The following is a 13,263-nucleotide window of genomic DNA, read 5'->3' on the forward strand; positions in this document are numbered from 1 at the left end:
ACCAGCATCCGCTTCAGTGCGTAATGGAGGAAAACTGATGATTGCCCAGGAGCTTGAAGTAAGCCTGCATATGGCATTCATGGACGCCAGGCGCAAGCGCCACGAGTTCATCAGCGTGGAGCATCTGCTGCTTGCCATGATAGACAATCCCTCCGCCGCCGATGTCTTGAGGGCCTGCGGGGCCAACCTCGACCAGCTGAAAAAACAGCTGGGCGACTTTATTGACGAACACACGCCGACCGTTCCGGGGGAAACCGAGGTTGAAACCCAGCCCACACTGGGATTCCAGCGTGTCATTCAGCGTGCCATTCTGCATGTCCAGTCTTCCGGCAAGAAGGAAGTGACCGGTGCCAACATTCTGGTGGCCATTTTCGGCGAAAAAGACTCTCATGCTGTCTACTACCTGCATCAGCAGGGTATTTCGCGGCTGGATGTGGTCAATTTCATTTCGCATGGCATCACCAAGCAGCGCTCGCCACAACACCCACCGGAGCCGCGTGACCAGCATAACGAGTCCGATGGAGAGGAACAGGCTACCGGCCCGGGCGGAGCTCTGGAAAACTACACCCAGAATCTCAACCAGCAAGCCCGCGACGGCAAGATCGACCCACTGATCGGTCGTGAGCACGAGCTGGAACGTACCGTGCAGATCCTGTGCCGCCGCCGCAAGAACAACCCGCTACTGGTGGGTGAAGCCGGCGTGGGCAAGACGGCCATTGCCGAAGGTCTGGCGCGGCGCATCGTCAACAACGAGGTGCCGGACGTGCTGTCCAAGGCCACCGTGTATGCACTGGACATGGGTGCCCTGCTGGCCGGCACCAAGTACCGTGGCGACTTCGAGCAGCGCCTGAAAGCCGTCATCAAGCAGCTGACCGAGGACGAGCACGCCATCCTGTTCATTGACGAGATTCACACCCTCATCGGTGCTGGTGCCGCCTCCGGTGGCACACTGGATGCGTCCAACCTGCTGAAGCCGGCGCTGTCCAACGGCAGCCTGCGCTGCATTGGTGCCACCACGTATAACGAATACCGCGGCATTTTCGAGAAGGACAACGCCCTGTCCCGGCGCTTCCAGAAAATAGACGTTGCCGAGCCAACCGTGGAGCAGACCATCGAAATTCTCAAGGGTCTGAAATCACGTTTCGAGGCACACCATGGCGTGAAGTACACCCAGTCGGCGCTGACTACCGCAGCCGAGCTGTCCGCCCGCTACATCAATGACCGCCATCTGCCGGACAAGGCAATTGACGTGATTGATGAAGCTGGAGCAGCACAGAAGATTCTGCCCAAGTCCAGGCAGAAAAAGGTAATCAACAAGTCCGAAATCGAAGAGATCGTGGCCAAGATCGCGCGCATTCCGCCTAAAACCGTCTCCAGCGATGACAAGAATGTGCTGAAGAATCTGGAGCGCGATCTGAAGAATGTGGTATTCGGTCAGGACAAGGCAATCGAAAGCCTGGCCACAGCCATCAAGATGACACGTTCCGGACTGGGCAATCCGCACAAGCCGATCGGCTCCTTCCTATTCTCCGGCCCCACCGGTGTGGGTAAGACCGAGGTCGCGAAACAGCTCGCCTATGTGCTGGGCGTGGAACTGATCCGCTTCGACATGTCGGAGTACATGGAACGCCATGCTGTAAGCCGGCTGATCGGCGCACCGCCGGGCTATGTCGGTTTCGAGCAGGGTGGCCAAATGACCGAGGCCATCAACAAGCATCCGTATGCGATCTTGCTGCTGGACGAAATCGAAAAGGCTCATCCTGACATCTACAATGTACTGTTGCAGGTGATGGATCACGGCACCCTGACGGACAACAACGGGCGCAAGGCCGATTTCCGCAATGTGGTGATCATCATGACCACCAACGCCGGGGCCGAGACTATGTCCAAGCCGACACTAGGCTTTACCCAGTCCAAGGAAACCGGTGATGAAATGGCAGACATCAAGCGCCTGTTCAGCCCGGAATTCCGTAACCGGCTGGATGCCACCATATCCTTCAAGATGCTGGATGAGCAGATCATCATGCAGGTGGTGGACAAGTTCCTGATGCAGCTTGAGCACCAGCTCAGCGACAAGAAAGTGGAAATCCACTTTACCGATGCGCTGCGCACCCACCTGGCCAAGCGAGGTTTTGACCCGATGATGGGTGCGCGTCCGATGGCACGGCTGATTCAGGACACCATCCGCAAAGCATTGGCAGACGAGCTGCTGTTTGGCCGTCTGACCAATGGTGGCGAAGTCACGGTCGACATCAATGATCAGGATGTCGTCGAGCTTCAGTTTGATACCGAGCCCCTGGCTGCAGAGCCGGCATAAGGCGGATATTGCGCCTTACCGCACAACGCCCGCAGATGCGGGCGTTTTCTTTTACTGAGCACGACCGTCAACCACGCGGGTGATGCTGGGCATGTAGCTGCTTGAGCCGCTCACGGGCAACATGGGTGTAGATCTGCGTGGTGGAAATATCCGAATGCCCCAGTAACAACTGGACAACACGCAGGTCGGCCCCATGGTTCACCAGGTGCGTGGCAAAAGCGTGTCGCAGCATATGCGGCCCCACCGGTGGCAAACCTTGCGCACTGGCATAGCTGGCAATCAGATGCCAGGCCATCTGCCGGCTCATCCTCGCCTTGCGCTGGGTGACAAATACGGCATCGCACTGTGCTCCACCCAACAGCAGCACACGGGCTTCCCTGAAGTAGCGCTCCAGCCATTCCAGTGCAATCTCTCCCAAGGGCACCATACGCTCCTTGTTGCCCTTGCCACGGGTGATGATCAGGCCCGTCACCATGTCCAGTTGCTGCAGCGTCAGCCCCACCAGTTCGGACACGCGCAAACCGGTTGCGTACAGCACCTCGAACATGGCCCGGTCGCGCAGTCCCAGCGGCGTTTCCACGTCGGGTGCCTGCAACAATAGCTCGACCTGCGCTTCAGACAGGGTTTTGGGCAGCCGCTGCCCCAGCCTGGGGTTATCCAGATGCAAGCTGGGGTCGTCATTCCGCTGCCCCGTTCCGAGCAGGTACTGGTAATAGCGCCGCAGACAGGACAGCTGCCTGGCTCGCGTCGCAGGTTTCTCCCGCTCCACACCTGCCAGCAGCGCCTGCTGTAGCTGGGCGTGGCTGGCTGACTCCAGCGTGCTGTCCTGGCTTTGCAGCTGCTTTTGCATTTTGGCCAGATCGCGGCGATAAGCCGCCAGGGTATTGGCGGACAAGCCATCGGTCAGCCACAGATGATCCAGAAACCGGTCTATGCTTTCCGTAGTCATGCAGGGTTTCCTGGCAGAAGACATAAAAAAAGCGCAAGGTGTAAACCTTGCGCTTTCATCATACCTGACGGTATCAGGATCAGCCTTGCTTGCGAGCCGGCAGTTTTTCCTTGATACGTGCGGACTTGCCGGTACGACCACGCAGGTAGTACAGCTTGGCGCGACGTACGTCACCACGGCGCTTCACTTCAACGGAAGCCACCAGCGGGGAGTAAGTCTGGAAAGTACGCTCAACACCTTCACCGGCGGACATCTTGCGCACGATGAAAGAGCTGTTCAGGCCGCGGTTACGCTTGGCGATAACAACGCCTTCGTAAGCCTGCAGACGTTCGCGGTTACCTTCCTTTACCTTGACATTCACCACGACGGTATCGCCAGGAGCGAATTCCGGGATGGTTTTGCCCAGGCGGGCGATTTCTTCTTGCTCGAGTTTCTGGATCAGATCCATGTGTTACTCCGGTTTTTTACGGATATCTTGTTCCTGCTGGTACTCTGCCAGCAGCCGAGATTCCTGTTTTGTCAAAGAGCGGCCCTGCAATAGCTCTGGTCGACGTTGCCACGTCCTTCCCAGCGCCTGCTTGAGTCGCCATTTAGCAATCAGTGCATGATTTCCGGACATGAGTACATCCGGCACCCGCATGCCCTGATAGTCTTCGGGTCGGGTATAGTGCGGACAATCAAGGAGTCCGTTCACAAATGAGTCTTCATAAGCAGACTGGGCATCATTGAGAACGCCAGGAAGCAGCCGGATGACCGCATCCATCAGCACCATGGCCGGTAGCTCGCCACCGGACAACACGTAGTCGCCAATGGAAACTTCCTCGTCCACCTGGCGCTCGATCAAGCGCTCGTCCACCCCTTCATAACGGCCACACAACACAATCAGGCCAGGACGTTGGGACAGCTCCACCGCTTTTTCGTGCGTCAAGGCACGTCCTTGCGGTGACAGGTAAATAACATGGCTCTCATTGACACCTGCTGCCTGCTGACGAGCCTTGGCCGCCGTAATGGCAGCTTCCAGCGGTTCGATCAGCATCAGCATGCCAGGCCCACCACCGTAGGGACGATCGTCCACACGGCGATAGTTGTCATGGGTGAAATCGCGTGGATTCCATTTCTGGAAATCCCAAATGCCCAAATCAAGCGCCCGCTGGCTTACACCGAAGCGGGCGATGGCATCGAACATTTCCGGAAACAGCGTGATGGCATCGATATGCATCAGTAGTCCAGACCCCAGTCCACCGAAATGCGGGCCTCAGCCAGACTGACATCCAGTACAAACTGGCCGACGAAGGGAATCAGCCGCTGGCCGTGTTCGCCTTCTACCACCAATACGTCGTTGGCACCGGTTTCCATCAATTCGGTCACCTTGCCAAGCACCACACCCTGCTGATTGACGACAGACAAGCCGATCAGATCGGACCAGTAATATTCGTCAGCGCCAGCTTCCGGCAATTCACTACGGGGAACGGCAACTTGCAGACCACGCAGGGCTTCCGCCGTGTCGCGATCTTCAATGCCTTGCAGCTTTACGGACAAGCCCTTGGGCTGCACCGCCCCGTTTTCAAATGTGTACGGCTTCCAGCTGTCATCCTTGCCCAGCCACCAGACCGGGTAGTCAAACAGACCGTCAGCGTATTCGGTATCGGCCTGAACCTTGATCCAGCCCTTGATACCGAAGGCGCCACGCACAAACCCCATCAAGGCGAGATCTTCTTTGCGCATGCGCCTTAGTCCGTTAGTTGAGTCAACGAACGATTAGGCAGCAACCTTCTGCTCTTTCAGCAGCTTGGCTACAGCGTCGGTAACCTGAGCACCAACGCCAATCCAGTAGTTCAGACGATCGGAAGTCAGGCGCACGCGCTCTTCCTTCTCGTTAGCTACCGGGTTGTAGAAGCCAACGCGCTCGATGAAGCGACCGTCACGACGGTTACGGGAATCGGTCACCACGATGTTGTAGAACGGACGGTTCTTGGCGCCGCCACGTGCCAGACGAATCACTACCATTGTCGATTGTCCTTAGATAAAAACGGTATCGTAGAAAAGCCCACGATTCTATGGCACTTTTCCCTTATCTTGCAAGCGCTTAATACGCCTGCCAGTCCTGCCGCCCGTTATCGGTCAGCAGAAGACCCCTGCTTTGACGAAAAAAACCACACCACGAGTCTGCAATCTGCCTGCAACAAGCATCCTGATGGCTTAGAGGATTTTGGTGACGATGGTCAGCGCCCGGTCTTCCGGATGGGTTTCCACGGTAAAGCCCAGCTTGTGCATCAGTTTGAGCATGCCCTTGTTGCCGGCCAGCACTTCCCCGCGCATTACCGTCAATCCTTGCTCGCGAGCGGCATCGAACAAGGCGTTCATCAGGATGTAGCCAATGCCCTTGCCCTGCCATTTGTCCGCCACTTCCAGGGCGAACTCGCAGCCTTCATTGTCCGGATCGGTAATGAAACGGGCCACGGCTTGCTGTTCTTCACCGTTCTCTGTCTCGCAAGTCATGGCCAGAGCCATTTCGCGGTCGTAGTCCAGCTGGGTAAAACGCACCAGCATTGTTTGCGACAGCTGCTTGATGCTGGACATGTAGCGGTTGTAACGGCTTTCGTCCGACAGCATACGCACGAATTCCTGCTGCATTTCGGCATCTTCCGGCCGCACCGGACGAATAGTCACCTTCATGCCGTCAGTCAGCGTGGCGCTGCGTACCATATGCGTCGGGTAAGGCATGATGGCCATGTGGCCGTAGCGTTTAACATCCGGCTTCAAGGGTTCGACGATGATGCGCGCATCCAGTGCGATGACGCCTTTTTCGTCGGCCACCAGCGGGTTGATGTCCATCTCGCGCAGCTCTGGCAGCTCGCACACCATCTCCGACACATGCAGCAGCACATCAACCAGCTCATCCATATCCACCGCTGGCAGGTTCTTGAAGGCACCCAGCAACTGGCCGATACGGGTCTTGCGTATCATGCTGCCCACCAGGTACTGGTTCAGTGGTGGCAAGGACAGCGCGCGGTCATGCATCACTTCCACCGCAATACCGCCGGCACCAAAGGTAATCACCGGGCCAAAAGAGCTGTCATGCGTCACGCCCACCATCACCTCGCGCGCAAAGCGGCGTTTACGCATCGGCTGTACCGAAATGCCGTCGATACGCGCTTCCGGCATGGCTTGGCGCGCACGCTCCAGAATACCGCGGAAGGCTGCCCGCAATGTGGCCTCATTACTGATGTTGAGTTCCACACCACCAACATCGGATTTGTAAATGATGTCTGCGGAATCGATCTTCAACACCACCGGATAGTGGATCTGTTCAGCCAGCACCACGGCTTCGTCTTCAGTACGTGCCAGCAAGGTAGGATTAACCGGGATACGGAAGGCAGCCAGTACCTCTTTGGACTCCCGCTCGGAAAGGATGGTCCGCCCCTCGGCCATGGCACCGGCAATTACCGCTCGGGCCCGCAGCAAGTCCGGTGCGGCACGTTTGCCTTCCAGAGGTCCGGGCGTCTGTAGCAGCAATTGCTGGTTGTAGTGATAGGACGCCAGGTTGCGGAATACTTCGATGCCATATTCTGGAGCACGGAAGTGGGCACATTTGGCCTTGGAAAACAGATCACGGCTTTCCGATACCTTGGCATCGCCCAGCCAGGACAGGAACATCGGCTTGCTGGACTCGCGCTGCAAACCAATCATCAACTGTGCGGTAGTCAAATGATCAGTACCGGCCTGCGGGGTAAAGATCACCAGCACGCCATCGACATTGGGGTCATCAATACAGGCTTTTACCGCGGTACGGAAACGAACCGGGCTGGCATCACCGATCAGGTCGATCGGGTTGCCATGCGACCAGTTGCGCGGCAAGGCATTGTTGAGCAGCTCCATGGTGGTGTCGCTAAGCTTGGCCAGCTCCACCCCGTTGGTGTAGGCGCTATCAGCCGCCAGCACACCCGGGCCGATGCCGTTGGTGACAATGGCCAGTCGCTTGCCATTCACCCGGAAATTGGCTGCCAACACCTTGGCTGCGGTAAACAGTTGGGCAATGGATGACACACGCAGCACACCGGCTCTGGACAGTGCGGCATCAAATACGTCACCACTTTCAATCAGATTGCTCGAATGCGTCACCCCAGTGACATCATCCTGGTAGCGACCGGACTTGATCACCACTACCGGCTTGGTACGGGCGGCAGCCCGCAGTGCGCTCATAAAGCGGCGGGCGTGGTGAATGTGGTGTACATGCAACAAAATGCCCTGGGTAAAGTTATCTGCTACCAGGTAATCCAGAATCTCGCCGAAATCGACATCCAAAGCCTCCCCAACCGAAATAACACTGGAAAATCCGATGCCCTTGCTATCCGCCCAATCCAGCATGGCCGTGCACAAGGCGGAGGACTGCGACACCAGCGCCATGTTTCCCGGCCGTACCTTGCTGGTGTAATTGGTGGCGTTGAAACCGGCCACCGGTCGCATCAGGCCCAATACATTCGGCCCCAGTACACGGATGCCGTAATGGCGGGCAATCGATACCGATTCGTTGAGGATTTCCCGTTCCAGCTGTTCGCTGTCGGAAAACTCCTTGGCCAGCAATACTGCCTTGATGCCCTTCTTGCCACAGTCCTTGATGATGGCCGGCAATGTGCGAATGGCAGTACACACTACAGCCATGTCAACTGCGGGTTCGATCAGGCGTACCGAAGGAACGGCAGGAATTCCCCCCACCACCTTGTGATTCAGATTGACCGGGAACAGCTTGCCTTGAAAATTGCCAGCCAGCAGATTGGCAAACACGGCCTGGCCGATCGACCCCGGCGTATCGCTGGCACCAACAACCGCAACAGTGCGCGGCGAAAACAGCGGAGTTAGGTAATGAGGCCTCATGGAAGCGGTTCCCGTTCTGTTAATTCAAGTGACAAGAGGTCGGCAGATGCCGGCAACCTGCACAAGCATCGGCCTGCTGGCTGCATTCTGTATGGCAAATGCGTACTTGCCACGGAAAATTCATTTTCATTCCGGCATGTTGCGACAGTATTGTGCAATGCACAACAAGGTGAAACTCTCAGTCTTCCCATGGACAGGATTTCTGCTGCAATTGCATACCCACCTGCAAGCCATCTCCATGCTGCCGCAGCCATCATATTGTCATGTTGACCTCGGGCAAGCCTGTACCAAATGAATTTTATAGCAAAGCCGATTGGCCACCATTGGGAGTAACCATGCTTGCAGGTGGTAATCGCACTGCAATATTGCTAATCTTGCGATTTGGCAACCCTAGTACGTTGCATTGCAATATATTCATTCAGCCGCCTGCAACCTGATGCAGGGCGAGCAGGAGTCAGCTCATCATGACGAAGCGTGTCGTCACCCTTGCCCACTACTATACCCAGCCTGAAATCCAGCAAATGGCCGACAAGGTGGGCGATAGCCTGGAATTGTCGCTGTTTGCCAAAGAAGCCAATGCCGACATCATCGTGTTTGCCGGCGTGCGTTTTATGGCCGAAACCGCCAAAATCCTCAACCCACAGGCAGAGGTGATCCTGCCGGATGCAGGATCCACCTGTTCGCTGGTCACCCAGACCGACGTCACGGCACTCAAGGCATGGCGCGAAAGCCACCCGGACCACGTTCATGTGTCGTACATCAACTCCAGTGCAGAACACAAGGCACTGTCTGACTGGATCGTCACCAGCCGCAATGTGGACGACATCATTGCCCACCTGTATGCGGAAGGCAAAAAAGTCATCTTCTCGCCCGACCGCAATATGGGTGGCTACCTGAACGACCAGTACGGCTACGACATGCCCTTGTGGTCTGCCGTGTGCGAAGTACACGACAAATTCAACGAAGCTGCGCTGGAAGAGGCTTTCGCTGCAGCTTCCGGTGAGAAATACCTGATTGCCCACCCGGAAAGCCCACTGCCGGTGCTGAAGAAAGCCGATTATGTCGGCTCCACTTCCGGCATGCTGAACTGGGTGAAGGCCTTCCAGGGAGACAGCAAGGCGGTTATCTTCGTCGCCACTGAAGATGGCATCCTGTACAACATGGGACTGGCCCGCCCCGATCTGGACCTGCGCCAGGCACCAATCTATGCCGGTTGCCAGTGCAATTCCTGTCCCTATATGAAGATGAACACCATCGATGCCGTAAAGCGCGCCCAGCAGGGCGAAGGCCTGCATATCGATTACCTGAGCGCCGAACAGATGGATGCAGCCCGCATTCCCATCGAACGGATGCTGGAATTCAGCCAGCGCTATTACGCCTGATCAAACCAACCCGCTACGGCGGGTTTTTCTTTACCTGTCATGCCATGAAGGTTTTCCACCACAGCGCGGCAGCGATACAATCATGCGTCCAACCTGGAAGCACAGCATGAAGTTCCTGATCAGCAATGACGATGGCTATTTCTCTCCCGGCATCCGCACCCTGGCGGAAACGCTGGCACGTCATGGTGAAGTCGTCGTCGTGGCACCCGAACGCGATCGCAGTGGTGCCAGCAACTCGCTGACCCTGGATCGACCGTTGACCGTACGTCAGGCTGCCAACGGCTTTCATTATGTCAACGGTACGCCAACCGACTGCGTCCATCTGGCGGTAACCGGTTTGCTGGATTTTCGTCCGGACATGATATTCAGCGGCATCAACCATGGCCCCAATATGGGAGATGACACCATCTACTCAGGCACCGTAGCTGCCGCTACTGAAGGCTTCCTGCTTGGCATTCCGTCCATTGCCATCTCGCTGGCCGGCTACAGTGGCCAGCACTTCGGCACAGCGGCCCACGTGATTGAGGCATTGCTGGCACGCCATCAGGCGCAGCCGCTGATCCAGCCAGTGCTGCTGAATGTCAACGTTCCAGACATCCCAGTCGATCAGCTGCAATCCATGCAAGTCACACGACTGGGACGCAGACATCATGCCGAACCGGTTATCAAAGCCAAGAATCCTCGCGGGGAAACGATATACTGGGTAGGCCCGGTCGGCTGCGCACAGGATGCAGGCCCCGGCACCGACTTTGCCGCCATTGCAGGCAAACATGTTTCGGTCACCCCGCTGATGCTGGATTTAACCGCATACGGCCAATTGGACGGAATCACTACATGGCTTCATCCGTGACACAAGACAACCAGGCTTACGGCATGCTGTCTGACCGAACCCGCAAGCGCATGGTAGAACGCCTGCGCCAGGCCGGCGTACAGGATGAACGTGTGCTGACCGCCATGTCAGACGTGCCGCGTCATCTGTTTGTCGATCAGGCACTGGCCACCCGTGCCTATGACGATGTGTCACTACCCATCGGCCATGCCCAAACCATTTCCCAGCCGCTTACAGTCGCCAAGATGACAGAAATCCTGCTGACAGGCCGCAAACCGGGCAAGGTGCTGGAAATCGGAACCGGATGTGGTTATCAGACAGCCGTACTACTGAAGACTGGAGCCGAAGTTTATTCCATTGAACGACTCGGTGCGCTACTGGACAAAGCAAGACGCAATTTGCGTGCAGCCAAGCTAGTCCATGCCCGGCTTGTCCATGGAGATGGCCACTTTGGCCTGCCAGAAGCGGCCCCGTTCGAAGGCATCATCATGACGGCAGCGGCACGCAATATCCCGGAAGCGCTAGTTGAACAACTGGCAGAAGGTGGCAGATTGATCATGCCGGTCGGTGAAACAGAACAGTATTTGTGGCTGCTGGAAAAAACACCCCAGGGCTTGCAGAAAACACGGCTTGATCCGGTGAAATTCGTACCACTCTTGCCCGGTCGTAACTAAGTCTTGCAAAAACACAACACATACCCGGTCTGACAATTTACAAAACCCAACTAACTGACATATAAAATCTACAGGCATGCATAAACAGCATTCAAAGCACTGGTTTGCCGCAACGTTGACAACAGCCGTTCTGGCTGGCTGCAGCAGCATGGCACAACAGGCAGCACCGGTTGAGTCCGCCCGCCCGGCACCCGTTGCCGCAGTCACCACGGCAAACAAGGCCGCGATAACGCCACCCGCAGATGTGGCGGTGGCGACCCCGTACAAAAGTAGTGGCAGCATTGTTGCCAAACCGGCAACAAGCGGTGCTGGTGAGAAGACGCATATTGTGCAGCCAGGCGAAAACCTGTTCCGTATTTCGCTCAATAACGGGCTGAAATACAAGGATGTCGCCGCCTGGAACAATCTGCCGGACACCGGTATCAAGGTGGGTCAGGTATTGCGCCTGACACCTCCGGGTACGCAGGACAGCCAGACGCCGCCAGCGGCAGCAACGCCTCAGGAAAGCACTGCGGTGGCGCAACCGCAACAGAAAGTTGTCGTTGAAAGTGGCACCCCGGTAGCCAGCAGCAAGAACTACCCGAAAGCACTGAAGCTGCCATACACGGAAGAAGCTGCGAAAACGCTGGCACAGCAAAGCGAAGGCAGCACGGCAAAAAAAACTGTCCCGGTGAAAATGGGCAATGCATCGGCTCCGGCAGTTCAGTCCGACAAAAAGGACAGTAGTACACCTGCTGCAATATCGGAAAATAAAAACAAAATTGAAGAAAAATCCCAGCCAGCAGTCAGTGAAGACGCAGTCGCCTGGGCTTGGCCAACTGAAGGCAAGCTGATCCGCGGTTATTCGGACAGCAACAAAGGGGTTGATATCAGCGGTCGCGCAGGTCAAAGCGTGATTGCCGCCGGAGATGGCAAAGTTGTTTATAGCGGGAATGGCTTGAGGGGATATGGCAAGCTGATCATCATCAAGCACAACAAGACATTCCTTTCAGCGTATGCCCACAACAGTCAGTTGCTTGTTAAGGAGGGACAGAGTGTCAAGAAAGGGCAGAAGATTGCCGAAATGGGCAATACCGATGCCGATCAGGTAAAACTGCACTTCGAGATCCGCCGCTTCGGGAAACCGGTTGATCCGATGCAGTACCTAGACCACAAGTCCTGACCAGGGGTATCTTCCCCTGCCAGGAGCCACCGTAGCGGGGGGAGTTATGAACCAAGACAGCGATATCCTCGAAGAAGAGGAAGCTCTTGAACAAGAAGTTGCCGAAGAAGCTGCTGCCGAAGCCGAAACCGAAGAGGCAGCCGAGCGCCAGAGCGTTACAGAAGAAGTTGCTGATGTCACCCAGATTTATCTGAACGATATCGGAAACAATGCGCTGCTGACCCCAGCCCAGGAACTGGAACTGGCTCGCCGTGTTGTCGCAGGTGACTTCGACGCCCGGCAAAAAATGATCGAGCACAATCTGCGCTTGGTCGTGAACATTGCCAAGCATTACATCAACCGTGGCCTTGCCCTGCTCGATCTGATCGAAGAAGGTAATATCGGTCTGATGCATGCGCTGGAAAAGTTCGACCCCGAGCGTGGCTTTCGCTTCTCTACCTACGCCACGTGGTGGATTCGCCAGAGCATCGAACGTGCCATCATGAACCAGTCGCGCACCATCCGCCTGCCAGTCCATGTCATCAAGGAACTGAACGTCTATCTGCGGGCATCACGCTATCTGGAAAGCCAGATGGGACGTGAGCCTACTCTGGATGAAATTGCCCATCAGGTAGGCAAGCCGGTGGAAGATGTCCGCAAGGTGATGAACCTGAACGAACGCATGGCTTCGCTGGACGCACCGCTGGATATCGACCCCATGCTGTCGATTGGTGAATCGATTCCGGATGAGCAGCATGAAGAACCGGAAATTCAGCTCCACAACAACCAGCTGGAAATGTTTGTCAAAGACTGGCTGGCCCAGTTGAATGACAAGCAGTGCATGGTGATCGAGCGCCGTTATGGTTTGAATGGTCATGAAATCTGCACGCTGGAAGAACTGGCAGCTGCGCTGAACCTGACGCGGGAGCGAGTACGCCAGATCCAGATTGAAGGCCTGGAACAACTGCGTCGTATCCTGCGTCGCAAGGGTATCTCCCGCGACTTCCTGCTATAGCACCGAAAACGGTGATACAAGGAGAAACCCCGCCATGGCGGGGTTTCTGTTTAGATACTTTAGGCAGGTCATGTAGCAGCC

Annotated in this window: 13 protein-coding genes; 7 read left to right on the top strand and 6 right to left on the bottom strand. The window is 56.3% G+C overall.

What is annotated here, in order from left to right; all coding sequences use genetic code 11:
- The first annotated feature begins 37 nt into the window (after window positions 1–37).
- Window positions 38–2,317, top strand: coding sequence for an ATP-dependent Clp protease ATP-binding subunit ClpA (gene clpA, locus QVF59_RS04210; protein WP_287877776.1), 2,280 nt, complete (start codon window positions 38–40; stop codon window positions 2,315–2,317).
- A gap of 67 nt (window positions 2,318–2,384) precedes the next feature.
- Here clpA and xerD read toward each other — a convergent pair whose 3' ends face one another.
- The 6 genes from xerD to QVF59_RS04240 all read right to left on the bottom strand — a co-directional run bounded on the left by xerD (window position 2,385) and on the right by QVF59_RS04240 (window position 8,141).
- Window positions 2,385–3,266: a site-specific tyrosine recombinase XerD gene (xerD, locus tag QVF59_RS04215; RefSeq protein ID WP_287877569.1), complete on the bottom strand. Its 882-nt coding sequence runs from the start codon at window positions 3,264–3,266 to the stop codon at window positions 2,385–2,387.
- A gap of 79 nt (window positions 3,267–3,345) precedes the next feature.
- Window positions 3,346–3,714 carry a 50S ribosomal protein L19 gene (gene rplS / locus QVF59_RS04220; protein ID WP_045846598.1) on the bottom strand — a complete coding sequence of 123 codons (369 nt, stop codon included), beginning with the start codon at window positions 3,712–3,714 and terminating at the stop codon, window positions 3,346–3,348.
- 3 nt (window positions 3,715–3,717) lie between these two features.
- Window positions 3,718–4,485, bottom strand: coding sequence for a tRNA (guanosine(37)-N1)-methyltransferase TrmD (gene trmD, locus QVF59_RS04225; protein WP_159874961.1), 768 nt, complete (start codon window positions 4,483–4,485; stop codon window positions 3,718–3,720).
- Window positions 4,485–4,991, bottom strand: coding sequence for a ribosome maturation factor RimM (gene rimM / locus QVF59_RS04230; RefSeq protein WP_502866792.1), 507 nt, complete (start codon window positions 4,989–4,991; stop codon window positions 4,485–4,487). The genes trmD and rimM overlap by 1 nt, the downstream gene beginning before the upstream one ends.
- 33 nt (window positions 4,992–5,024) lie before the next feature.
- Window positions 5,025–5,273, bottom strand: coding sequence for a 30S ribosomal protein S16 (rpsP, locus tag QVF59_RS04235; protein ID WP_045846601.1), 249 nt, complete (start codon window positions 5,271–5,273; stop codon window positions 5,025–5,027).
- A gap of 192 nt (window positions 5,274–5,465) precedes the next feature.
- Entirely contained in the window at window positions 5,466–8,141 is a 2,676-nt protein-coding gene (locus QVF59_RS04240) for a bifunctional acetate--CoA ligase family protein/GNAT family N-acetyltransferase (RefSeq protein WP_287877570.1), read from the bottom strand.
- Between QVF59_RS04240 and QVF59_RS04245 the strand changes: the two genes are divergently transcribed.
- The 6 genes from QVF59_RS04245 to rpoS all read left to right on the top strand — a co-directional run bounded on the left by QVF59_RS04245 (window position 8,140) and on the right by rpoS (window position 13,182).
- On the top strand, window positions 8,140–8,436 hold the full coding sequence (locus QVF59_RS04245; RefSeq protein ID WP_287877571.1) for a hypothetical protein: 297 nt from the start codon (window positions 8,140–8,142) through the stop codon (window positions 8,434–8,436). The two genes, QVF59_RS04240 and QVF59_RS04245, sit on opposite strands and share 2 nt — an antisense overlap.
- 169 nt (window positions 8,437–8,605) lie before the next feature.
- Complete coding sequence (gene nadA, locus QVF59_RS04250) at window positions 8,606–9,523, top strand: quinolinate synthase NadA (protein WP_159874957.1); 918 nt, start codon at window positions 8,606–8,608, stop codon at window positions 9,521–9,523.
- Window positions 9,524–9,629: 106 nt separating this feature from the next.
- The gene (surE, locus tag QVF59_RS04255) at window positions 9,630–10,373 is read left to right on the top strand and encodes a 5'/3'-nucleotidase SurE (RefSeq protein ID WP_287877572.1); all 744 of its coding nucleotides are present in this window, start codon (window positions 9,630–9,632) and stop codon (window positions 10,371–10,373) included.
- On the top strand, window positions 10,358–11,026 hold the full coding sequence (locus QVF59_RS04260) for a protein-L-isoaspartate(D-aspartate) O-methyltransferase (protein WP_159874955.1): 669 nt from the start codon (window positions 10,358–10,360) through the stop codon (window positions 11,024–11,026). The genes surE and QVF59_RS04260 overlap by 16 nt, the downstream gene beginning before the upstream one ends.
- Before the next feature lie 427 nt (window positions 11,027–11,453).
- On the top strand, window positions 11,454–12,188 hold the full coding sequence (locus tag QVF59_RS04265) for a peptidoglycan DD-metalloendopeptidase family protein (protein ID WP_502866793.1): 735 nt from the start codon (window positions 11,454–11,456) through the stop codon (window positions 12,186–12,188).
- Between the two features lie 46 nt (window positions 12,189–12,234).
- The gene (gene rpoS / locus QVF59_RS04270) at window positions 12,235–13,182 is read left to right on the top strand and encodes an RNA polymerase sigma factor RpoS (RefSeq protein WP_287877573.1); all 948 of its coding nucleotides are present in this window, start codon (window positions 12,235–12,237) and stop codon (window positions 13,180–13,182) included.
- The last annotated feature ends 81 nt before the right edge of the window (window positions 13,183–13,263 follow it).

Source organism: Aquitalea sp., assembly GCF_030150775.1.
In the GTDB taxonomy this organism is placed as follows: Bacteria; Pseudomonadota; Gammaproteobacteria; order Burkholderiales; family Chromobacteriaceae; genus Aquitalea; species Aquitalea denitrificans.

Excerpts from the sequence above, each read along its gene's own strand:
- QVF59_RS04245 (WP_287877571.1), top strand. The coding sequence starts at position 8,140 with ATGGAAGCGGTTCCCGTTCTGTTAATTCAAGTGACAAGAGGTCGGCAG.
- xerD (WP_287877569.1), bottom strand. The coding sequence starts at position 3,266 with ATGACTACGGAAAGCATAGACCGGTTTCTGGATCATCTGTGGCTGACC.
- trmD (WP_159874961.1), bottom strand. The coding sequence starts at position 4,485 with ATGCATATCGATGCCATCACGCTGTTTCCGGAAATGTTCGATGCCATC.
- rplS (WP_045846598.1), bottom strand. The coding sequence starts at position 3,714 with ATGGATCTGATCCAGAAACTCGAGCAAGAAGAAATCGCCCGCCTGGGC.
- QVF59_RS04260 (WP_159874955.1), top strand. The coding sequence starts at position 10,358 with ATGGCTTCATCCGTGACACAAGACAACCAGGCTTACGGCATGCTGTCT.
- QVF59_RS04240 (WP_287877570.1), bottom strand. The coding sequence starts at position 8,141 with ATGAGGCCTCATTACCTAACTCCGCTGTTTTCGCCGCGCACTGTTGCG.
- surE (WP_287877572.1), top strand. The coding sequence starts at position 9,630 with ATGAAGTTCCTGATCAGCAATGACGATGGCTATTTCTCTCCCGGCATC.
- clpA (WP_287877776.1), top strand. The coding sequence starts at position 38 with ATGATTGCCCAGGAGCTTGAAGTAAGCCTGCATATGGCATTCATGGAC.
- nadA (WP_159874957.1), top strand. The coding sequence starts at position 8,606 with ATGACGAAGCGTGTCGTCACCCTTGCCCACTACTATACCCAGCCTGAA.
- rpsP (WP_045846601.1), bottom strand. The coding sequence starts at position 5,273 with ATGGTAGTGATTCGTCTGGCACGTGGCGGCGCCAAGAACCGTCCGTTC.
- rimM (WP_502866792.1), bottom strand. The coding sequence starts at position 4,991 with ATGCGCAAAGAAGATCTCGCCTTGATGGGGTTTGTGCGTGGCGCCTTC.
- rpoS (WP_287877573.1), top strand. The coding sequence starts at position 12,235 with ATGAACCAAGACAGCGATATCCTCGAAGAAGAGGAAGCTCTTGAACAA.